The organism is Gilvimarinus japonicus, assembly GCF_042847215.1.
Lineage (GTDB): Bacteria > Pseudomonadota > Gammaproteobacteria > Pseudomonadales > Cellvibrionaceae > Gilvimarinus > Gilvimarinus japonicus.
On record NZ_AP031500.1, the window covers coordinates 2,428,325 to 2,451,258 of the forward strand.

The following is a 22,934-nucleotide window of genomic DNA, read 5'->3' on the forward strand; positions in this document are numbered from 1 at the left end:
AACGCGCGAAAAATCACAATAATACCAGCCAGATACAAAAAAGGCGGCCAATTCAGGCCGCCTTTTTTGTAACAACTGTAAAGCTTACCAACCGGTCACTTCTTTCAAAGCGGTGCCGATATCGGCCAAGCTGCGCACGGTTTTTACACCGGCGTCTTCCAGCGCAGCAAACTTCTCATCAGCGGTACCTTTACCACCGGCGATAATAGCGCCAGCGTGCCCCATGCGCTTACCGGCAGGTGCGGTAACACCGGCGATGTAAGAGACAACAGGCTTGGTTACATTCGCTTTAATGAATGCCGCCGCTTCTTCTTCGGCACTACCACCAATCTCACCGATCATCACGATCGCTTCAGTCTGTGGGTCGTCTTGGAACATTTGCAGGATATCGATAAAGTTAGAACCGGGAATTGGATCTCCGCCGATACCAACACAGGTAGACTGACCAAAGCCGTTATCGGTGGTCTGTTTAACCGCTTCATACGTCAAAGTACCAGAGCGCGATACGATACCGACTTTACCTGGTTTGTGAATGTGACCGGGCATAATGCCGATTTTACACTCACCGGGAGTGATCACACCGGGGCAGTTGGGACCAATCAAACGTACACCCAGCTCGTCACACTTAACTTTACAGTCAAGCATATCCAGCGTGGGGATACCTTCGGTGATACAAACAATCAATTTGATGCCGCCGTTGGCCGCTTCCAGGATTGAGTCTTTACAAAACGGGGCTGGCACGTAAATAACAGAAGCTTCTGCGCCGGTCTCGGCAACCGCTTCAGCAACAGTATCAAAAACAGGCAGACCTAAATGAGTCTGGCCGCCTTTACCTGGTGTTACACCGCCAACCATTTTGGTGCCGTAGGCAATCGCTTGTTCAGAGTGAAACGTTCCCTGCGAACCGGTAAAACCCTGACAGATTACTTTGGTGTCTTTATTAATTAAAACGCTCATTTACTTGCCCTCCGCTGCTTTTACTACTTGCTCGGCAGCATCAGTCAAACTGGTCGCAGCAATAATATTCAGACCACTGTCAGCCAGCACTTTAGCACCCAGCTCAGCATTGTTACCTTCAAGGCGAACCACAACGGGTACTTTAACGCCTACTTCTTCAACTGCACCAATCACGCCTTCGGCGATTAAGTCGCAGCGAACAATACCGCCGAAAATGTTAATTAAAACAGCTTTTACATTTTCGTCAGACAGAATAATTTTAAACGCTTCAACAACGCGCTCTTTGGTTGCACCGCCGCCTACGTCAAGGAAGTTGGCAGGCGCGCCGCCGTGCAATTTAACGATATCCATGGTACCCATGGCCAAGCCAGCACCGTTAACCATGCAGCCGATATTGCCATCAAGCGCGACATAGTTAAGCTCCCATTTGGCAGCGTGCGCTTCGCGCTCGTCTTCTTGCGAAGGATCGTGCATTTCACGCAGGTCAGCGTGACGATACAATGCGTTACCATCGATAGCGACTTTGGCGTCTAGGCAATGCAAGTCGCCAGCGGGCGTAATAACCAGCGGGTTAACTTCAATCAACGCGAGGTCTTTTTCTTTAAACAATTTTGCCAAACCTAAAAAGATCTGAACAAACTGTTTAACTTGTTTGCCTTCAAGACCCAGTTTAAATGCCAACTCACGACCTTGGTAAGGCTGCGCACCGGCCAGCGGATCAACAGTCGCCTTAAGAATCTTTTCTGGTGTTTCCTCGGCCACTTTCTCGATCTCTACACCACCTTCGGTAGAAGCCATAAACACAATACGACGGCTCGAGCGATCAAGCACTGCACCCAAGTACAGCTCTTTGTCGATATCGGTGCAGGTTTCAACCAAAATACGGCTAACCGGCTGACCCTTCTCGTCGGTCTGATAGGTCACCAAGTTTTTGCCCAGCCACTGCTTGGCAAACGCTTCGATTTCACCTTTGGTTTTAACCAATTTTACACCACCAGCTTTACCGCGGCCGCCGGCGTGAACCTGAGCTTTTACGACAAACTCACTGCCGCCAATTGTGTCAGCTGCTGCTGCCGCTTCGGCAGGAGTCTGTGCTGCTACACCCTGGGAGACGGGTAAACCATATTGCGCAAACAACTGTTTGCCTTGGTACTCATGCAAATTCATGATGTTCTTCCGTTCTGTTAACGTGACTTAAAAACTGCTAGCAGGCCAGCGAAATCTGCAACCTCAGTACAGCAAACATACCAAGGCACATCGTGCCTACCCCTGGTTTCTTCCCGATCGCGCCTCTAGTGGCTCTAGGTCGCGACCACAGAGCCAACTCGACAGCGTTTACCATCGAGAGACTCAGTGCTTCATCGTTGTTTTAAATAATTATTTTTTGCGCTTGCGATTTGGCATGTGGATGGCGTGACCCGCCACTGCCAATGCTGCTTCTTTGACGGCCTCAGAGAAGGTCGGGTGACCAAACACAGTCATTCCGATATCTTCAGCACTGGCGCCAAATTCCATTGCGATTGCAACTTCTTGGATTAGATCCGATGCGCTTGGGCCCACGATGTGGCAACCCAAAATACGATCGGTCTCAGCGTGTGCAATCATTTTAACCATACCCTCTGGCTGATCAGCGGCAACCGCGCGACCAATAGCCAAGAACGGGAAGGTACCTACCTCGTAGGGCTCGCCTTCCGCTTTTAGCTGCTCTTCGGTTTTACCGACGGATGCAACCTCTGGGTGAGTGTAGATCACATTGGGGATGATGTCGTAGTTCACCAAAGGTTTTTGGCCGGCAATACGCTCGGCAACCATAACACCCTCTTCAGAACCTTTGTGCGCCAACATGGGGCCGCGCACAACATCCCCGACAGCCCAGACGCCGGGAGCGTCGGTAGAACATAAATCGTTGACGTAAATAAAGCCACGCTCATCCAAGTTTACGCCACTGTCTTCAGACAATAGACCTTCGGTGAAGGGCTTGCGACCTACACAAACAATCAGCTTATCAAAGGTTTCTTGCTGCTCATTACCGTCTTTATCGGTAAAGGTCACCGTAACTTCTTTTTTCTTACCTTTGCCTTTAACTTCCGAGCCGGTCACACGACAGCTAAGACGAATGTCCAAACCTTGCTTGCCAAAAATCTTGAATGATTCCTTGGCAATCTGCTGGTCCATTATCGCGAGGAAGTTATCCATCGCTTCCAACAACACAACCTCAGACCCCAAACGTTTCCAGACACTACCCAGCTCAAGCCCGATGACACCGGCACCGATAACACCCAAACGCTTAGGCACTTCGGTAAATTCCAATGCACCTGTAGAGTCAACGATCACATCGTTATCCACTGGAGCCACACCGATATTGACCGGCACCGAGCCCGAGGCCAAAATAACGTTTTCGGCCTCTAGGGTTTCTGTTTTGCCATCGTTATTGGTGTATTCGACTTTTTTGCCGGCAAGCAACTTACCGGTACCAAACAAGCTAGTAACTTTGTTTGCCTGAAACAAACCACCAATACCGCCTGACATCTGCTCTACGACTTTGTTTTTACGCTCGATCATGGCGGGCACGTCGATGGCCAACTTACCGGTAGAGATACCGTGCTTGCTAAAAGAAACTTCCGCTTCGTGGTATTTCTCTGAGCTATCCAGCAAAGCTTTTGACGGGATACAGCCAACGTTCAGACAAGTACCACCATTTACACCTTTACCTTTCCCGTCCTTCCACTTTTCAATACAGGCGGTTTTTAAACCCAACTGTGCAGCGCGAATGGCAGCCACATAACCGGCCGGACCAGAACCAATTACAATCACATCGTATTTGTCAGACATAGTCGTTTCCCAAAAATTTTAGCGTAGCCGGCGTTGGTGTTCCGGCAAAATGTTTATCCGGCCAACCGGTAAGCCGGCCGGAGCGAGTGCACCCGAATTAAATTTCTAACAGGATGCGCGCTGGATCTTCCAGGAGCTCTTTAATCGCCACCAGGAACTGCACAGCCTCTTTACCGTCGATCAGACGGTGATCGTAAGACAGCGCCAAATACATCATTGGTCGAATCTTAACTTCACCATTAACGGCCATTGGACGCTCTTGGATTTTGTGCATGCCCAAGATAGCCGTTTGCGGCAGGTTCAAAATAGGCGTCGACAGCAGTGAACCAAACACACCACCGTTGGTGATCGTAAAGGTTCCACCGGTCATTTCATCGATGCCCAGCTTACCGTCACGGGCACGTAAACCGAAATCGCGAATCGTCGATTCCACTTCGGCAATGCTCATGTTTTCGGTGCTGCGCAATACCGGCACAACCAAACCTTTCTCGGTCGAGACCGCGACACCGATATCTTGATAGCCGTGATAAACAACGTCGTTGTCGTCCAACGAGGCATTAACCGCAGGAAAACGCTTCAGCGCTTCTGTCGCCGCTTTAACAAAAAAGCCCATAAAGCCCAAACGAGTGCCATTATGAATTTTTTCAAACTTGTCTTTGTATTGTTTGCGCAGCTCCATTACCGGACCCATATCAACCTCGTTAAAGGTAGTGAGCATCGCGGTAGTGCTGGTAGCCTCTAAAAGACGCTCGGCAATACGCTTGCGCAAACGTGTCATAGGTACGCGTTTTTCTACTCGGTCACCCTCTGGCGCAGCAGGTGCCGCTGCAGCCGGCGTAGGAGCTGCCGCCGCAGGCTTAGAGTCGCCCGATTTAACGTGATTTAAGACATCTTCTTTCGTAACGCGGCCATCTTTGCCGGTACCTTTAACAGATGCTGGATTCACGTTGTTTTCGTCGGCAATTTTACGCGCGGCTGGGCTCAAAATTTTATCGCCCGCATCGCCACTCTCAGGGGCAGAACTGTCGTCTTTTTGCTCGGCAGACGCTTCTTTTGCGTCACCTTTCTCATCGCTGTCTGAGTCGGCTTTGGCCGAGCCGCCAGCGCCGGCCTCGAACTTAGCAATCACTTCGTTGCTAAGTACGGTATCGCCTTCGCCTTTTAACACTTCCGTTAACGCACCGTCAGCGGGGGCAACCACTTCCAGTACCACTTTATCTGTTTCAATATCGACGATCAGCTCATCACGCGAAACCGCTTCACCTGGCTGTTTGTGCCAGGTCGCAATGGTCCCGTCCTGAACAGATTCGGGAAAAGTAGGGGCTTTAATATCAGTACTCATTACGTGTCCTTAGCTTTCGCTAGTTTTCTGTGCTGCAGTTTGCGTGTCAAACACTCAATGCTTCGTTGATAAAACGTTTTTGTTCTTCCAGGTGCACCGAGGCATAACCCGCTGCTGGTGCGGCCGATGGATCGCGACCCACGTAACCTAAAAACAACTCGGGGTTTAAGTCGTACACAACGCGGCGCATATGGTGTTGGCTCGAATACCAAGCACCTTGGTTCATTGGCTCTTCCTGACACCACATAACGTCTTTAACGTTGGCAAAAGGGGCAAGCGCCGCTTTAAGCTCTTCTTCTGGGAACGGATACAACTGTTCCAGACGAATCAATGCGACGTCATCCTGTTCGCGCTTGATGCGCTCCTCTAACAGGTGGTAGTAAACCTTACCGCTGCAAAGTACAACGCGCTTGGCTTTGGCCGGATCAATGTCTTTCTCGCCAATCACATTTTGGAATGTGCCCTCGGATAACTCCTCAATGCTGGAGGTTGCCAGCGGGTGACGGAGAATCCATTTTGGACTCATGACCACCAGCGGGCGACGCATTGGCCGAATCGCCTGACGACGCAGCATATGAAACACCTGCGCAGGTGTCGTGGGGATACACACCTGAATATTATGCTCGGCACACAGCTGCATAAAGCGCTCGAGACGCGCAGATGAGTGCTCAGGGCCCTGCCCTTCATAACCGTGCGGCAATAACATTGTCAGGCCACACAGGCGGCCCCACTTGTGTTCGCCACTGGTGATAAACTGGTCAATCACCACTTGTGCACCGTTGGCAAAATCACCAAACTGCGCTTCCCAAATTACCAAACCTTTGGGCATGGTAGTGGCATAACCATATTCAAACGCGAGCACAGCTTCTTCGGATAAATACGAATCGTACAAATCAAAAGCGGGCTGCTCTTCGTTCATATGTGCCAGTGGAGTGTAACTGGTGCCATCTTTTTGGCTGTGTATCACCGCATGGCGATGCGAAAACGTTCCGCGGCCAACGTCTTGACCGGTCAAGCGAACCTGAAAACCTTGCTCTAGCAACGTGGCGTAAGCGAGTGTCTCACCAAACCCCCAGTTGATAGGCAGCGCGCCGCCAGCCATTTTACGCCGATCGTCGTAAATCTTTGACACTTGGCGTTGTAATACCACACCGTCTGGCACGTCACACATTTTGTAAGCAGCCGCTTGCAGTGCTTTCAACTCGTAGCCGGTCTCGGCCGGTGTTTGCCAGTCGTGACCAATATAAGGCGACCAATCGACAAACAGTGAACTGTCAGGCTCCGACACCAAACCACTGGCCACACTTTCGCCGCGATCGAGTGCTGCGCGATAGTCGTCCATCATTTTGGCCGACTCTTCTTTGCTCACTACATTCGCCTCAATCATGGCGTCGGAGTAAAGCGTGCGTACGGTTTTATGGTTGCGAATTTTTTTGTACATCACCGGCTGAGTCGACGACGGATCATCGGCCTCGTTGTGGCCGCGACGACGATAACAAACCAGATCAATAACAACGTCTTTGTGAAACTCGTAACGATAGTCTGTCGCCAACTGAGCCACAAACAACACCGCTTCCGGGTCATCGGCATTCACGTGAAAAATCGGCGCCTCAACCATTTTTGCGGTATCGGTGCAGTACTCCGACGAGCGCGCATCTTCGCGGCGGCTGGTGGTAAAGCCCACTTGGTTGTTAATCACCAAGTGCAGCGTGCCGCCGGTTTTATAGGCGCGGGTTTGAGACATCTGGAACGTCTCCATCACCACGCCCTGCCCGGCAAAAGCTGCGTCGCCGTGCACAACGATCGGCACAACTTTATGGCCCACATGGTCATCGCGACGATCTTGGCGAGCGCGTACCGACCCTTCAACCACAGGCGAAACAATTTCTAGGTGCGACGGGTTAAACGCCATCGCCATATGAATCTCACCGCCAGGGGTCATCACATTAGAGGAAAAGCCTTGGTGGTATTTCACATCGCCCGAGGTATCGACCAGGCGTTTACCTTCAAACTCACCAAACAACTCAGCAGGGCTTTTACCAAACACATTCACCAAGGTGTTAAGACGACCACGGTGAGCCATGCCCAACACGATCTCTTTGGCGCCGTAAGAACCTGAGCGTTTTACTACCGCGTCAACCAGCGGAATAAAACTCTCGCCACCCTCTAGACCAAAACGTTTGGTACCCGGGTATTTACTGTCCAGGTGGCGCTCAAGCCCCTCGGCCGCGGTCAGGCGCTCTAACACCGACAACTTCTGCTCGGCGTTATAAGTCGGCTTGGATCGCACGCTCTCAAGCCGTTGCTGCAGCCACTGTTTTTCGGCCAAGTTGGTAATATGCATGATTTCTGGGCCGATGTGACCACAATAGGTCTGCTCTAACGCCTCGACAATTTCTCGTAGCGGAGCGGCATCTTTACCAATGAACATGGTGCCGGTTTGAAAGGTAGTATCGAGATCGGCTGTGGTTAAGCCGTGATAGGCCAAGTCCAGATCGGGAACTGTCTCGCGCTCCATAATGCCGAGAGGGTCGAGCTTGGCGCGCTGGTGACCGCGGAAACGGTAAGAGCTAATCAGTTGTAGGACTTTAACCTGCTTGCGCTCATGCTCAATAGAGATGGCTGAGGCAGCGGTTGGCGAGGCGCTGTGCGAGCGGTTTTTAGCCAGCTGCGCAAACTGCTCGCGAATGACCGAGTGTGGTGAGTCTTGCGAGACCACCCCCTCGACTCGGGGCAACTGATCAAAGTATTCGCGCCACTGCTCTGGCACGCCGTTAGGATCGTGTAAATAAATATCGTAGAGGTCTTCCACATACGAAGCATTCCCACCAGATATATGGGACGTACTCCATAGCCTCTCCATAATGCTGTCTTGCATTCCACCCACCTTTTTACGGGGATTATCCGGTCAGCCGCACGCAAGCCAGGTCAGGCTCGCGAGTTTGACAGACTGAACAGGCTCAGGTGATGCCCTAAGCCCCCCTGCTATAAATAGCCGTTAGCTTCCAAAACGCGCCCCGCTTGTGGCCGGGCCCGCCGCTTAATCGCACCATTTCAGAGTTTGGCACATACACAAATGCGCCGCAGGCTGTAACAACACATTACAACCGGGCAGCGCATCTGTTTACTCGTTCATATAACCCGACTCCGCGCTACGTTGCACTGCGCAATAACATAGAGCGAATATGACCAATCGCCCGTGTAGGGTTTAACCCCTTGGGGCATACCGCCACACAGTTTTGAATACCGTGACAGCGGAATACGCTAAACGGGTCATCCAAGTTTGCCAGGCGATGCTCCGTCGCCTCATCGCGGGTATCTACCAAGAAGCGGTAGGCCTGCAAAAGGCCGGCGGGGCCAATAAATTTATCGGGATTCCACCAAAAGGACGGACAACTGGTTGAACAGCAGGCACAGAGAATACACTCGTACAGGCCATCCAGCTTGGCACGGTCTTCTGGGGATTGTAACCGCTCAATGGCCGGAGCGGGACTTTCATTTTGCAAATATGGCTCTATTTTGTTGTATTGCGCGTAAAACTGCGACATATCCACGATCAAATCGCGAATCACCGGCAACCCCGGCAGTGGACGCAAGATCAGCGTATTATTTTTTATACACTCAGAAAGCGCGGTAACACAGGCTAAGCCATTTTTACCGTTAATGTTCATACCGTCCGAGCCACACACGCCTTCACGGCACGAGCGGCGGTACACGATAGAAGAGTCCTGAGCTTTCAACATTTCTAAAACATCAAGAACCATCAAATCTTTACCCTGCGTGTCGAGCTCGTAGCTCTTCATGTAGGGCTTGGAGTCGGTCTCTGGGTTATAGCGATATAATTCTACTTTTAACATAGTAGGCCCACCCCTTAATATGTACGAATTTTTGGTTCAAACTTGGCCATGGTCTTAGGCGCAAAGTTCACGTCGCGCTTACCCACCCGCTTCTCGGCCGGGAAGTACATGGAGTGACACAACCAGTTTTCATCGTCGCGCTCGGTAAAGTCATCACGCGCGTGTGCGCCGCGCGACTCTTTGCGCTCATCGGCGGCAATAGCGGTCGCCTCCGCCACCTCAAACAAGTTTTGCAGCTCCAACGCCTCGATACGCGCCGTATTAAACGCGTTGCTTTTGTCATCGAGTGCGACATTGGCAATTCGCTCACGCAACTCGGCAAGCTTCTTAATGCCCTGTTCCATAAACTCGCCTTTGCGGAACACCCCAAAGTGATTCTGCATAACATTCTGCAGTTCAGTGCGCAGCACCGCCGCCGACTCACCGCCAGTCGAGTTGTTTAAGCTATTGAGGCGTGACATAGCCGCTTCAATATTAGCGTCTGTGGCTTCGCGGTACTCAACACCTTCGCGCAATGCTTTTTCGATGTATTGACCGGCAGCGCGACCAAACACCACCAAGTCGAGCAGTGAGTTGCCACCCAAGCGGTTAGCACCGTGTACAGAGACACACGCCACCTCACCACAGGCGTACAGCCCTTCAATCACTTGATCGTTGCCATTTTCATCTTGACGCAACGCCTGACCGCTAACGTTAGTTGGAATGCCGCCCATCATGTAGTGGCACGTAGGCACAACCGGAATCGGCACTTTAACCGGGTCGGCATGCGCAAAGGTGCGAGACAACTCCAAAATACCTGGCAGCTTGGCGTTTAGGGTTTCTTCACCCAAGTGGTCTAGTTTAAGGAATACGTGATCGCCATTTTCACCACAACCACGGCCTTCCAAAATTTCCAACACCATCGAGCGAGCCACAACGTCGCGGCCAGCCAAGTCTTTCGCATTGGGGGCATAGCGCTCCATAAAGCGCTCGCCGTCTTTGTTAATCAGGTAGCCGCCTTCACCGCGACACCCCTCTGTAACCAGCACCCCGGCACCGGCAATACCGGTGGGGTGAAATTGCCACATCTCAATATCTTGCACCGGGAAGCCCGCGCGCAGCGCCATACCAATACCGTCGCCGGTATTAATGTGGGCGTTAGTGGTAGAGGCGAAAATACGACCTGCCCCACCAGTGGCCAATACAGTCGCTTTAGACTTAATGAAAACCGTCTCACCGTCTTCCATATTGATGGCGATAACACCTACCACAACGCCATCTTCGTTTTTCACCAGATCGACGGCGAACCACTCGTTCAGAAACACCGTGTTGTGCTTAATATTGCCTTGATACAGGGTGTGCAACAGAGCGTGACCGGTACGGTCTGCCGCCGCGCAGGTGCGCGCCGCCTGGCCACCGCGACCAAAATCTTTCGACTGACCGCCAAAGGGACGCTGATAGATACGACCTTCTTCGGTGCGTGAAAAAGGCAAACCCATGTGCTCAAGCTCAAACACAGCCTCAGGGCCCACCGAACACATGTACTCGATAGCCTCTTGGTCACCGATATAATCGGAGCCTTTAACGGTATCGTACATATGCCAGCGCCAATCGTCCTGCGGATCATCACTGGCAATCGCGCAAGTGATCCCGCCCTGAGCCGACACTGTGTGCGAACGGGTAGGAAAAACCTTAGTAATTACCGCTGTTTTGTAACCAGACTGGGCCAGCTGCAGCGCAGCGCGCATACCAGCGCCACCGCCACCGACAACAATGCCGTCAAAAGAAATCGTGCGCATATTAGCCATCTATCAAAGCCCCCAGATGATTTGGATACCCCAGACGGTATAAGTGATGGCGACAACACCCAGGACAACCTGAGCAAATACGCGCACCACAGTGGCCTTGCCACCTAGCGTCTGGTTAGTAATGTAGTCAGTTAATACGGCCCAGAGGCCGATCCACGCGTGCGCCACAATCGACATCAGCGTAATCAAGCTAAACACGCGCATCCAAAGCTGATCGAACAACGCGCGCCACTGACCAAAATCTAAATCGGGGTTAACAACCAAGTAAGCGACTAAGAAAATCAAGTAGGCGGTCATGGCCACAGCGCTCAGGCGCTGAATTAGCCAGTCATACAGGCCGCTGCGGCCCAAATTTGTAATTGCCGTTACCATACCCAAACCCCTGCCAAAACCATCAAAATTACCGCTGACACCAACGCCAACTTGGCGCCTAAGCGACCACCTTCCAGGCTCTCACCCACGCCACAATCCATAATTAAGTGTCGGACCCCGGCTGCCAAGTGGTACGCAAGGCCCGCAAGCACCGCCCAGATAATGAATTTGCATACAGGGCTCGCCAGCGCGTCTTGGACGGCGGCAAAACCTTCTTCGGAGCTTAAGCTAGAATCGAGCATCCACAACAACACCGCCACGCCGGCAAAGATAAACACGCCTGATGCGCGATGTAAGATGGAGACAATAGCTGGTAAGGGTAGTTTAATCGTCGATAATTCGAGATTGACAGGTCTATTTTTGTTCACGGTAGCTAATCACCTTTTTGCCCTTGTGAGGCCGGTTTGTAAGAATCAGCGTCTGGGTCTATCGCCCATGAATAAAGCGAGACCATCCAACATGCGCCATAATTGTGCGCCGCAGACGACCCCCAGCCGCATCCTGCAAGTCGCGGCATATTATAGGGATTTGACTGACGAAACACAAATAAAAAGGAAACTCACAAAAAGGGATTTTTTGCCGATTTTCCAAGCACTTCCCGACACAATTGCCCATTCAAGCTGGGTTGATTTGCGCCATAACCGCGCAAAAACGGCCCCGCGCCCCAAATTGGCCTTACCGAGCGCACCGAGATCGCGCACAAGCTCATTAAACCGCCAGCCTCAAGCAATAAAATAGAACAAAAATATCGCGTTTACCCCCGAAAGCTATGCTTAAGCGTAAAATCTCATCTATAATGCCGCCTCCTGATGTCAGGGGCGTTGACTCACCCTGCCACAGAAATGTGTTGCCTTAAAGATTGTTCTATTGAATATAGTTTAAGACAGAGCCACGACGAGCCACTCGGATTAACCTTCTGGCTCGACGCAAACAAAGAGCTCGGTAAAGAGCCGCAGCAACACCACCTGGTGAGCGCGACCTGCAGCATACCGAATGGTATATGCCTGATTCGTCTTCACAACCCATGTATATAACGTACAGACCCATTACTGGCACCCTTGCTGGGCCGGAGCCATGCGGTCGCATGTCACGTAATTTATCGGTTTGACCGCCAAGATGCAGTCGAGCCCGTCAAGTAACTACAGGAGTCCGTAATGACTGACAAAAAAGCACGTTTAACGGTCGAGGGCCTAGATGCAGACGTAGAGCTGCCTATTTATGCCAGCGCCGTTGGTCCAGACGTCATTGATGTCACCAGCCTGACAAAAAACGGTTATTTCACTTATGATCCGGGCTTTATGTCCACCGCATCGTGTGAATCACAAATCACATTCATTGATGGCGGCAAAGGGGTTTTACTGCATCGCGGCTACCCCATCGACCAGCTGGCAGAGCACTCCGACTACCTAGAAACCTGCTATTTACTGCTAAAAGGCGAACTTCCTAACGCCGACCAGAAAAAAGCATTTGTTGACGCTGTCAAAAATCACTCCGCTGTCGCCCCCTCCGTTGCCAACCTGATTCAAACCTTCCCGAAAGACGCTCACCCTATGGCGGTGCTGTGCAGCGCCGTTGCGGCGCTAGCGGCGGTTTATCACGAAGAGACCGACATCACCAAAGAGGAAGACCGTGACACCACAGCTTTCCGCTTAATCGGTCAGATGCCCACATTGGCCGCAATGACTTACAAGCACCTCAAAGGCGAAGATTTTGTCGACTCTAACGCCGCCCTTGAGTACGCCGAAAACTACCTAAACATGACCTTTGGCAAAGCCGGCGACAGCAAAGTAAACCCGGTACTGGCCAAGGCCATGGATCGCATCTTTTTGCTGCACGCCGATCACGAGCAAAACGCGTCTACCTCGACCGTGCGCCTGTCTGGCTCATCCGGCACCAACCCGTTTGCGGCGATCGCCGCCGGCGTCTCCACCTTGTGGGGCCCTGCTCACGGCGGCGCCAACGAGGCTGTGCTGAGCATGCTCGAAGAGATCGGTAGCGTCGACAACATCGACACCTATGTTGATAAAGCCAAAGACAAAGCGGACCCATTCCGGCTGATGGGCTTTGGTCACCGGGTTTACAAAAACTTTGACCCGCGCGCCAAAGTGATGAAACAAACCTGTGACGAAGTACTGGCCGAGCTGGGACTCGAGAATGACCCACTGCTGGCCATCGCCAAAAAGCTGGAGAAAATCGCCCTGGAAGACGAGTACTTCATTAAGAAGAAACTCTACCCCAACGTAGACTTTTACTCCGGCATCATCATGAAAGCCATTGGCATCCCATCCGAGATGTTTACCGTTATTTTTGCCACCGGCCGCGCCGTTGGTTGGTACGCACACTGGGACGAAATGGTCAGCAAACCTTATAAAATTGGCCGTCCGCGCCAGTTGTACACCGGCTACACCCAGCGCGATTATCCGGCATAAGCCATTAGTTGCTCTGACAAAGGCCCTTCGGGGCCTTTTTTATTGCCTTAAATTCCGCCCCTAAAAACAGTAGACTTTTTGTTTCAGCACATAACGGGAGTAAGAGTATTGAACTGGCTTGCAGAGAACCAAGGCCCCTTATCAGTATTAATCAACGCCGGCATGCTGGCCATCTGGATACTGTACGCACAACTGTTACTGCGTGACTACCGCCGCAAGTTGCGGCCAAAAGTTTTGATCAATCAAAGCTTGGGAACTGCCCTACAGTCGCGCTGCCTTATCTGCAATATGAGCGAACAATCCTTTTACGTCTCACTAGTAATTGCCGAAATAGACGTTGGCGACAAAACCTACCGCTGCTCGGTCACCGATTTAGAAATTACCGACAAGGACAGAAGTAAAAGCACTACGGTTCAGGGACCACTAAAGGGCGGTGACTATCGTGACATGGGGGAATTTGACAATATCATTCAGCGCATCGCAAGCGAAGCTTCGCAGCAGGATATCGCGGCTCAAGCACAATCGCTGTGTATCTACGTTATTGGCCTATACGGCTCAGAAAATCAAGCCGTAGGGGCCAACCGACGGTTTTGCTTTAGCAAAGACAAGCAGGGTAACGCCTGCCTAAACCCGGTGCACATTCATACCGAAAACCTTACGGGCAGACGACACCAAAAAGAGATTCGCCGCTGGCTCGAAAACTATTTGTAAAGAGTAACAGCATTTTAAAATAGTTACGGACAACGGCCACTTTTAGACTCTCGAAACAGACCTAAAAGGTCGCATTAAACATCAACCAAAACTTTTGCGTATCACTGCCAAACTCATCCGCCTGATAGTCGGCATACTTAAGCAGTACCGTTACCGGTCCAAATTGTTTGGCAGCACTCAGGTCCAGCTCTTGGCCGTAGTCGGTGCTGCCATAATCCGACGCTAAATCGTGATAGCTAGCAGCGAGTTTAATACCCGCCAAGGCACCACTAGCACTCACATACAAATCCTCAACACCATCATCCGGGGTTGTTAAAAAACGGTCTGTCCACCCCTGAAACTTATGCAGTGTTGCCAAGGGTGTACTAAAAGCGGCCACACCATCATCCGAGCCAAGCAACTCATAACCACCGCCTAACTGCACCGCGCCAACGCTTACCCCCACCTCTGCCAGCAAATAATCAGCATCGTAACTAACCGGATTATCACCCGCCTCAGACTGGGTTGCGTATTCCAAATTATAAGTAAAAGACTCCCCTACTTTACCCATCCAGCGTGCACCATAGGTATCGCTGGATAACGCCGCAGCGGTTTTATTGTCCAGTAAATACCCATACACCGACAAAGTACCAGCGCTCCAGCCGCCGATGTTAGCGTTTAGCAGATGACTCTCCTGCTTGTGATCACCAATGGGGTTGTCTTCACCAAATATCCGATTAACGTTGTATAGATAAGCGTAAAATAAGGTAACGTCATCGACACTTTTGTTGCTCACCGAGAACGCGTCGTAGGTCTGCTCATTTTGACGCCAACCAACCCCGCCGACAAAACGCTGGTTATCCAACAAGATACGCTGTCGACCGTACTTCAATGTGGTATCGAGCCCCTTATAGGATAAATACGATTGGTTTACTTCAGTGCCTTCCGGGTCTGCGATTATGGCGGTGCCGGGGTTGGCCGGGTCGTTACCCGCGGTACGATAATCCACATCTGTTAGCGCCGTCACATCATCCATTTCAAGCGTCAAGCCAAAGCCGTGATAGTCTGCGGACGTAAACGACAATCGCGTCCGCAATGTGAGTGCATCTGAATCTTCCAGGCCATCCCAGCTCACATCTTCGTAGCGTAACCGCAAGTTCAGCTTTACGTCGGCCTCTGTCAGCGCTTGCTTTAAACTCGCCGCCGATTCCTCTTGCGCCTGTGCCCCCACACTTATCGCGGCCGCTACTGCACACATCAGTCGAACCATTGGTTTTTTCATTGCTAATCTCCACACTCGTCAATTATCGGGTTTCTTCCCACCGCGCCCTATTTTTGACATCTTTTTTTCGGTCGTTTGTGAGCGTTTAGTGTGCATCGCACTTTTGCTTGTTACCCCGGCTCACTGCGGTTAAACCCCACAGAGCAATGCTTATGCCAGCAAACCTAAATATATTTTTCGGAAAGTTATTTTCCTTTTATTACATAGACTTAAGACACAAAAAGAAAGTACGCCAGAGATCCAGCTAAGAAATTTAACGGCAATACCTTCCAGCCCGAGCGGCCCGCATTTGAGCACAATCACACCCCGGTGCCTCAATGAGAGGCGCAAAATACGCCCTTAAATAATGCGTAAGTACCGGTGCACAATTCTCTTACTGCACAAATGTATCGCACGCCCAGCGTATTGCGACGCTAAACACAATTGCATGAGTGTTTGGTTAATCGACTCGAGCACAACAAGCAGGCATAAAAAAAGCGCTGCGTTTGCAGCGCTTTTTAACTCTAAAAATTACGTTATTTCTCGAGTTTAACCACCTCACCAATCAGAGCGACACCGGCCACAAACGCGCCATTGTGACACTCGTACTCTGTCTCGCTGCTGACTTCATCTTTTTTGTAGTAACTGCGAATATTGACCACCGCATCACCACCTTCGCGTACAGCGCGCTCTTGCAGAGAAAGCAATGCCGATAACATCACCCACTCACACGCTTCGCTGTCAGACTTATTAAAACCATTTGTTTTTTTATTGGTAGGGTATTCCCCCAATTTTTTAGCTACGGCCGGGTGCGACTGTTTGCCAAAGTACAAAGCCACATCACTATTCAGCTTAGATTCGTATTTTTCTAGCACATCGCTAACGGGGCGCATTGACTCATCGTCCCGGGCCTGCGATTGTGCGGCACTAAGCACTAACACTAACCCCAAACTTCCCAAAACTGCTTTTTTAGATAAAATCGACACTATTGATCTCCTTTCAATCATTCTATCGGTGCGCGTTTACACATCGCACACCGGATTATTAAACTGGTGGTTTTGCTATCACCGACAAGGCAAAACAGCGGGCAAAGTATCGCAACTGCAGCGCGTGCCCGCAACTACTAATACCGCCATTAAATCAATAGCGGCAAATGACTAACGTACTGCTTGCCTCAAAGTAACAAACTCTTCTGCCAGGGTCGGGTGGATACCTATCGTCCGATCAAAATCGGCCTTTGTTGCACCGGCGGTCATGGCAACAGCCAACCCCTGAATAATCTCGCCCGCCTCTGGACCGGCCATATGACACCCCACCACTTGGTCGCTGGCAACATCGACAATCACCTTAATAATGCAGCGCTCATCGCTGTCGGTTAGGGAGAGCTGCATAGGTTTAAAGCTCGACTGGTACACTGCAACCTGCTCATAGCGCTCACGTGCATCCTCTTCGCTCAGCCCGACCGTAGCGATATTAGGCTGAGTAAACACCGCTGTAGGAATCAAATCGTAATTAACAGCCTGCCCCACCTCACCAAACAAGTTGCGCGCTAACGCCATCCCCTCGGCGAGAGCGACAGGCGTTAGTTCTGCCCGGCCAACCACATCCCCGATGGCATACACGCCTGACTCGTGAGTCTCAAACTTATCATCAACGTCAATCGTACCTTTGTCAGTCAAGCGCACATTGGTCGACTCCAAGCCTAAGTTATCCAACAGTGGCCGGCGCCCCGTGGCATACATTACCTGGCCGGCGCTCAGTTGCTGCCCGTTATCGAGGGTCACGTTACGGACACCCGCAGCGTCAACACTGACCGAGGTCACATCGGCGTTAAAGTGCAGCACTACACCTTTAGCGCGCATTTGTTCGACCATAAACTCACGAATTTCTCGGTCAAAACCACGTAAAAATAACTCGCGCCGATACACCAAATGGGTTTTGACCCCAAGGCCGTTAAAGATACCGGCAAATTCGGCAGCGATATAGCCACCACCGACAATAACAATTTCTTCGGGTAGCTCATCCAAATAAAATACGTCATTCGAGTCAATAACATGCTCTCGACCCGGAAACTCTGGCACAAAGGGCCAACCGCCCACGGCAATAATAATACGTTCGGCTGACACCTCTTCATCACCAACCATCACGCGCTTTGATCCCAGTAATGTGGCGTGCCCTTCTAACAGCGTAACGCCAGCATTATCGAGCAGCCTGCCATACACGCCATTGAGGCGCTCTATCTCGCGATCTTTATTTTCTCGCAGGGTTTTCCAACTGAGTTGCGGGTCAGACAGTGCCCAGCCATAACCGCGCGACTGAGAAAATAAATCACTAAAGTGGGACGCATAGACAAATAATTTTTTCGGGACACACCCAACATTAACGCAGGTGCCACCAAGGTAGCGCTCTTCGGCAACCGCCACCTTTGCACCAAGGCTTGCGGCAATACGGCTGGCGCGCACGCCCCCCGAGCCCGCACCAATCACCAATAGATCAAAATGTTGCATAAAGCTCTCCACGCTGAACAACAGGCTTACGATTAGACAAAGCCCAGTGTAGCACTGGCGCTGACATGCGGGGTATAAGGAGGGTTAGACTTCGATGTCTATATTGGGGCGAGGTTTAGCGCGGCGGCGATCTTTTCCGGTGCGAGTATCCAGCACCGCGCTCTCGCGCTGCTTACGACGATCCCCCCGACGACGTTCGACCACGGGTGGCAGATGCTCGGGCAGTTGTTTACTCACCACAATATCTCTATCCGGCTCGTAGCCAGTCGCAGGCTTTGGCTTGGTAATCGGTGTCAGGCGAGTGATGGGGCCCAAATACACCATGACGCATCCTCGTAAATAAAGTCGATACTAGGAATATCGGCCGACGCCAAATAAACTTAAGGGCAATTTTAGCTATTGCGAAGCATCAGGTGTAAACCAACTGAGTTGGCGGTGCAACTTAACAACCTCACCGATAATCAATAATGTCGGGGCACTCACGGATTCAGTCGCCACCCGCTCACCAATACTGGCCAAGTCACTCACGATCACTCGCTGCTCTTGGGTTGTGCCCTTCTCTACCAGGGCTACCGGCGTTGTCGAGGCTCGCCCGCCCTGTATTAGACCGCGGCAAATAGCCTCAAGCTCGATCAACCCCATGTAAATCACCAAGGTCTGATCCACGCGAGCCAGCTCAGGCCAGCTTAGATTGGCATTATCGGTTTTTAAGTGCCCTGTCACAAAACGTACCGACTGAGCGTAATCACGGTGCGTTAACGGGATACCAGCGTAGGCGGCACAGCCGGACGCGGCGGTAATGCCCGGCACCACCTGAAAGGGAATATTGTTTTCCGCCAACAACTCGATCTCTTCGCCGCCGCGACCAAAAATAAAAGGGTCGCCGCCTTTTAAGCGCAGCACTCGTTTGCCTTCGCAAGCGAGATCCACCAGCATCTGGTTAATGGCCTTTTGCTCAACCGCGTGCTCGCTGCGGCGTTTACCCACATAAATGCGGTCGGCATCGCGGCGCACTAACTCCATTACCTCGGGGGACACTAAACGATCGTACAGCACCACTTCGGCCTGCTGCATCAGCCGCAGGGCTTTAAGCGTAAGCAGCTCCGGGTCGCCTGGGCCACCGCCCACCAAATACACTTCACCTTGGCGTGTCTCACCGGCTTTGACGTTTAAACGCTGTTGCAGCACTTGCTCGGCCTGCGCATCCTGACCGCTAAATACCAACTCGGCGGCCGGGCCTTGCAAGGTATCTTCCCAAAAGCGCCGGCGCTCATCGCCACTGCTAAAGGTTTGCTTTACTCGCTCGCGGAATTTACTGGCAAGCGCGGCCAAACGACCATAACTGGCGGGAATGAGCGTTTCGAGTTTGGCGCGCACCATACGCGCCAACACGGGCGCCTCGCCACCGCTGGATATGGCAATAACCAGTGGTGAGCGATCGACAATGGCGGGGGTAATCACGGTACACAACTCAGGGCTGTCCACCACATTAACCGGAAGCTGGCGGGCGCGAGCATCGTGAGAGATCTGCTCGTTTACCGCAGCCGTATCGGTGGCGGCCACGGCGAGCACCGCGCCGTTTAAGTCATCAGTTTGATACTCACGGCGGCGAAGCTCGCCGTGAGTCGCGCTAATTAATGATTCCAACTCCGGATCAATCTCTGGCGCAACCACCACCAAGTGGGCACCCGCCTTACTCAGCAAGCGCGCTTTGCGTGTGGCAATATCACCCCCGCCTACCAGCAGCACGCGCTCACCGCGCAGATGCATAAAAAACGGGAAGTACTGCATGCGTTAGCCCTCGGCGCCGATGCGCGTCACACCACCCATATACCCCTGTAGCGCTTCAGGTACCAATACACTGCCATCGGCTTGCTGGTAGTTTTCCAGCACTGCCAACAGAGTGCGACCAATAGCCAAGCCCGAGCCGTTTAAGGTATGCAACAACGCGGGCTTACCGGTTTCTGGGTCGCGGTAGCGCGCTTTTAGACGGCGCGCCTGGAAATCGCGAAAACTAGAACACGAGGAAATCTCGCGGTATTTGTTTTGCGACGGCACCCAGACTTCAATATCGTAAGTCTTAGCCGCCGAGAAACCGATATCGCCACCACACAAAATCACAGTGCGATATGGCAAACCGAGTTTTTGCAAAATCGCTTCGGCGTGACCGGTTAAGCTTTCCAGCGTTGCGTCGGAGTCTTCCGGGCGCACAAACTGCACCAGCTCGACTTTTTCAAACTGATGCTGACGAATCATGCCGCGAGTATCGCGGCCGTGGCTGCCCGCCTCAGAGCGAAAGCACGGGGTGTGGGCGACAAACTTAAGTGGCAGCGCCGCGTCTTTATCCAGCAGCGTATCGCGCAGCAGGTTGGTCACCGGCACCTCGGCGGTGGGAATCAAATAAAACTCGCGCTCGTCGTCGAGCTTAAACAGATCGTCGGCAAACTTGGGCAGCTGACCGGTGCCGTAGAGCGATTCGGCATTGACAATGTACGGGACATTGACCTCTTGATAGCCGTGCTCAGCCACATGCATATCGAGCATCAGCTGCACCAACGCTCGGTGCATACGCGCCACACCGCCACGCATAACAGCAAATCGCGAGCCGGTAATTTTGCTGGCAGTTTCAAAGTCTAGGCCATCGATATCTGCGCCTAAATCGACGTGATCTTTTACCTCAAAGTCAAACTCGCGCGGTGTACCCCAGCGGCGCACTTCGACGTTGTCGTCTTCGCTCAAGCCTTCGGGGACTTCATCGGCGGGGATATTAGGCACGCCCGACAAATACTCATCCAGCTTATTTTGCACTTCGTGCAGCTCTGTTTCTGCCTGAGACAAGTCGTGCTTTAGCTGGTCAACCTCTTTGAGCAGCGGCGTAATATCGTCACCTGCGGCTTTAGCCTTACCGATATTTTTGGATCGACTGTTACGCTCGGACTGCAGTTGCTCAGTTTTTACCTGAATAGCCTTGCGCTCTTCTTCTAAGCGTTGCAAAAGGCTAACGTCTAGGCTAAAGCCACGCTTTTTAAGCGCGCCCGCTACGTCGTCGAGATTGGAGCGAATCAGTTTAGGATCTAACATATCAATGACTTTTCGGTTCGGTTGAGGAATATCAGGGGGCACGTGAGCACCCCATTTTTGGGGCGGTTAAGATAACACAAAGTTAGCCAAATACCACGAGGCGGTGACTGCCAGCAAACACAGAACAACATTGGCCAGCACATACAGCAGCGCAATAACCGGCACGCCGTTTTGCCACAGCGTGAGCGCGTCGAGCGAGAAGGTCGAGAAGGTCGTCAACGCTCCCAGAAAGCCGGTAATCAATAGCAGACGCCAGTACGGCGGCAGCATGGCTTTTTCAATGATCACCACATAGAACAGCGCCACCAGAAAGCAGCCCAGCACGTTAACAACTAAAGTGCCGAGGGGAAAGCGATTGCCCGTCACCGGGTACAGGTGAGCGGTAATGTAAAAGCGCAACATAGCGCCCAGAGCCCCGCCGGTGGCGACAAAGAGCCACTGCATGGTAAATCCTCTTACTGTTGTGGTGGATCGTCACGGTAGCGGCGATAGCGGCTCGCCTTGTCCTGCTCTTGCAAATACTGCAGCTTTTCGCTAATTTTTTGCTCCAAGCCCCGCTCCACCGGATGATAGTAACGCCGGTCGGCCATCTCGCGCGGTAAGTAATTCTCCCCCGCCGCATAGGCGCCTGGCTCGTCGTGGGCATAGCGATACTCGGCACCAAAGTCCATGCTCTTCATTAACTTGGTGGGCGCATTGCGCAGGTGCATTGGCACTTCATAGCCTGGGGTGCTGCGCACATCGCGCATCGCTTGATTAAACGCAGTATACACCGCATTACTTTTAGGCGCGCAAGCGAGGTAGGTAATGGCTTGAGCAATAGCAAGCTCGCCCTCGGGGCTGCCCAGCCGCTCTTGGGTATCCCACGCGGCCAAGGCTAACGGCAACGCCCGCGGATCGGCATTGGCGATTTCTTCGCTCGCCATGCGCACCACTCGGCGCGCAATGTACAGCGGGTCGCAACCACCATCGAGCATTCGCGCCAACCAGTAGAGTGCGCCATCGGGCGAGGAGCCACGTACCGATTTATGCATGGCCGATATCTGTTCGTAAAATAAGTCGCCGCCTTTATCAAAGCGGCGAACATCGCCGCCCAACACCTCGGCTAACACTGTTTGGTCGATTACCCGTTCTTCGGCGTCATCGCGAGCTAGGTCGGCCGACAACTCTAGCAAATTTAGGGCTTTACGCGCATCGCCATCGGCGGCATTGGCCATCAGCGCCAGCGAGTCGTCGTCAATGCGCAAAGGCACATCACCCAGGCCGCGCTCGCGATCTGTCAGCGCCTGGTGAATAATCGCCTGAGTATCGGTTAAATCCAGCGAGCGCAGCACATACACCCGGCAGCGCGATAACAAGGCGTTGTTTAATTCAAAGGACGGGTTCTCGGTGGTGGCACCAATAAAAATAAAGGTGCCATCTTCAACGTAGGGCAAAAAAGCGTCTTGCTGAGATTTATTAAAGCGGTGGACTTCATCCACAAACAGAATCGTTTTGCGCCCCCGGCCCGAGCGCTCCTGTTGCGCTATTTGCACCACAGCTCGGATATCTTTAACGCCCGCCAAAACCGCCGATAGAGTCTCAAAGCGGGCGTCGGCACGCTCGGCAAACAAACGCGCCAGCGAGGTTTTGCCCACCCCTGGCGGGCCCCATAAAATCATCGAGTGCAGCTGGCCTTTATCGACCGCCTCGCGCAGCGGTTTGCCCGCGCCTAGAATGTGCGTCTGGCCTATGTAATCGTCCAGCGAGCGCGGCCGCATGCGTGCCGCGAGCGGCTGATAGGCGGGCTCGGAGGTAAACAAATCAGTCATCGAAACAA

General features: G+C 52.3%; 19 protein-coding genes. 2 read left to right on the forward strand and 17 right to left on the reverse strand.

The features are described from left to right. Positions 1–84: 84 nt before the first annotated feature. The 9 genes from sucD to sdhC form a co-directional block, all read right to left on the reverse strand. On the reverse strand, positions 85–957 hold the full coding sequence (gene sucD / locus ACGHAD_RS10375) for a succinate--CoA ligase subunit alpha (RefSeq protein ID WP_339614928.1): 873 nt from the start codon (positions 955–957) through the stop codon (positions 85–87). Next, complete coding sequence (gene sucC, locus ACGHAD_RS10380; RefSeq protein ID WP_339614927.1) at positions 958–2,124, reverse strand: ADP-forming succinate--CoA ligase subunit beta; 1,167 nt, start codon at positions 2,122–2,124, stop codon at positions 958–960. A gap of 210 nt (positions 2,125–2,334) precedes the next feature. After that, entirely contained in the window at positions 2,335–3,789 is a 1,455-nt protein-coding gene (lpdA, locus tag ACGHAD_RS10385) for a dihydrolipoyl dehydrogenase (RefSeq protein ID WP_339614926.1), read from the reverse strand. A 97-nt stretch (positions 3,790–3,886) separates the two neighbouring features. Continuing rightward, positions 3,887–5,131, reverse strand: coding sequence for a 2-oxoglutarate dehydrogenase complex dihydrolipoyllysine-residue succinyltransferase (gene odhB, locus ACGHAD_RS10390; protein WP_382415192.1), 1,245 nt, complete (start codon positions 5,129–5,131; stop codon positions 3,887–3,889). Between the two features lie 46 nt (positions 5,132–5,177). After that, positions 5,178–8,009 carry a 2-oxoglutarate dehydrogenase E1 component gene (locus ACGHAD_RS10395; RefSeq protein ID WP_339614924.1) on the reverse strand — a complete coding sequence of 944 codons (2,832 nt, stop codon included), beginning with the start codon at positions 8,007–8,009 and terminating at the stop codon, positions 5,178–5,180. A 274-nt stretch (positions 8,010–8,283) separates the two neighbouring features. Beyond that, entirely contained in the window at positions 8,284–8,988 is a 705-nt protein-coding gene (locus ACGHAD_RS10400; protein ID WP_382415190.1) for a succinate dehydrogenase iron-sulfur subunit, read from the reverse strand. Positions 8,989–9,002: 14 nt separating this feature from the next. Continuing rightward, complete coding sequence (gene sdhA, locus ACGHAD_RS10405; protein ID WP_339614922.1) at positions 9,003–10,775, reverse strand: succinate dehydrogenase flavoprotein subunit; 1,773 nt, start codon at positions 10,773–10,775, stop codon at positions 9,003–9,005. 3 nt (positions 10,776–10,778) lie between these two features. Continuing rightward, positions 10,779–11,147 (reverse strand): succinate dehydrogenase, hydrophobic membrane anchor protein, encoded by a 369-nt coding sequence (gene sdhD / locus ACGHAD_RS10410; protein WP_382415188.1) that lies wholly within the window; start codon positions 11,145–11,147, stop codon positions 10,779–10,781. After that, on the reverse strand, positions 11,141–11,515 hold the full coding sequence (gene sdhC / locus ACGHAD_RS10415) for a succinate dehydrogenase, cytochrome b556 subunit (protein WP_339614920.1): 375 nt from the start codon (positions 11,513–11,515) through the stop codon (positions 11,141–11,143). Before sdhC ends, sdhD begins: the two co-directional genes overlap by 7 nt. Positions 11,516–12,301: 786 nt before the next feature. Here sdhC and gltA point away from each other — a divergent pair. Then, a complete protein-coding gene (gene gltA / locus ACGHAD_RS10420; protein WP_339614919.1) occupies positions 12,302–13,576 on the forward strand; it encodes a citrate synthase in 1,275 nt (424 codons plus the stop codon). A 108-nt stretch (positions 13,577–13,684) separates the two neighbouring features. Further along, positions 13,685–14,287 (forward strand): hypothetical protein, encoded by a 603-nt coding sequence (locus ACGHAD_RS10425; RefSeq protein ID WP_382415186.1) that lies wholly within the window; start codon positions 13,685–13,687, stop codon positions 14,285–14,287. A gap of 61 nt (positions 14,288–14,348) precedes the next feature. Here the strand turns inward: ACGHAD_RS10425 and ACGHAD_RS10430 are convergent, their stop codons facing one another. The 8 genes from ACGHAD_RS10430 to ACGHAD_RS10465 form a co-directional block, all read right to left on the reverse strand. Then, a complete protein-coding gene (locus tag ACGHAD_RS10430; RefSeq protein WP_382415184.1) occupies positions 14,349–15,548 on the reverse strand; it encodes an alginate export family protein in 1,200 nt (399 codons plus the stop codon). A gap of 515 nt (positions 15,549–16,063) precedes the next feature. After that, positions 16,064–16,513, reverse strand: a complete 450-nt coding sequence (locus ACGHAD_RS10435; RefSeq protein WP_339614916.1) for an excinuclease ATPase subunit — start codon at positions 16,511–16,513, stop codon at positions 16,064–16,066. Between the two features lie 171 nt (positions 16,514–16,684). After that, positions 16,685–18,034, reverse strand: a complete 1,350-nt coding sequence (gene gorA, locus ACGHAD_RS10440) for a glutathione-disulfide reductase (protein ID WP_382415182.1) — start codon at positions 18,032–18,034, stop codon at positions 16,685–16,687. Positions 18,035–18,118: 84 nt separating this feature from the next. After that, entirely contained in the window at positions 18,119–18,358 is a 240-nt protein-coding gene (locus ACGHAD_RS10445) for a hypothetical protein (protein ID WP_382415180.1), read from the reverse strand. Positions 18,359–18,430: 72 nt separating this feature from the next. Next, positions 18,431–19,825, reverse strand: coding sequence for a siroheme synthase CysG (gene cysG, locus ACGHAD_RS10450; protein WP_339614913.1), 1,395 nt, complete (start codon positions 19,823–19,825; stop codon positions 18,431–18,433). 3 nt (positions 19,826–19,828) lie between these two features. After that, positions 19,829–21,115 carry a serine--tRNA ligase gene (serS, locus tag ACGHAD_RS10455; protein WP_339614912.1) on the reverse strand — a complete coding sequence of 429 codons (1,287 nt, stop codon included), beginning with the start codon at positions 21,113–21,115 and terminating at the stop codon, positions 19,829–19,831. Between the two features lie 66 nt (positions 21,116–21,181). Then, positions 21,182–21,559 carry a fluoride efflux transporter CrcB gene (gene crcB, locus ACGHAD_RS10460; RefSeq protein ID WP_339614911.1) on the reverse strand — a complete coding sequence of 126 codons (378 nt, stop codon included), beginning with the start codon at positions 21,557–21,559 and terminating at the stop codon, positions 21,182–21,184. Positions 21,560–21,570: 11 nt separating this feature from the next. Then, the gene (locus ACGHAD_RS10465; protein ID WP_382415177.1) at positions 21,571–22,926 is read right to left on the reverse strand and encodes a replication-associated recombination protein A; all 1,356 of its coding nucleotides are present in this window, start codon (positions 22,924–22,926) and stop codon (positions 21,571–21,573) included. Between the last annotated feature and the right edge of the window lie 8 nt (positions 22,927–22,934).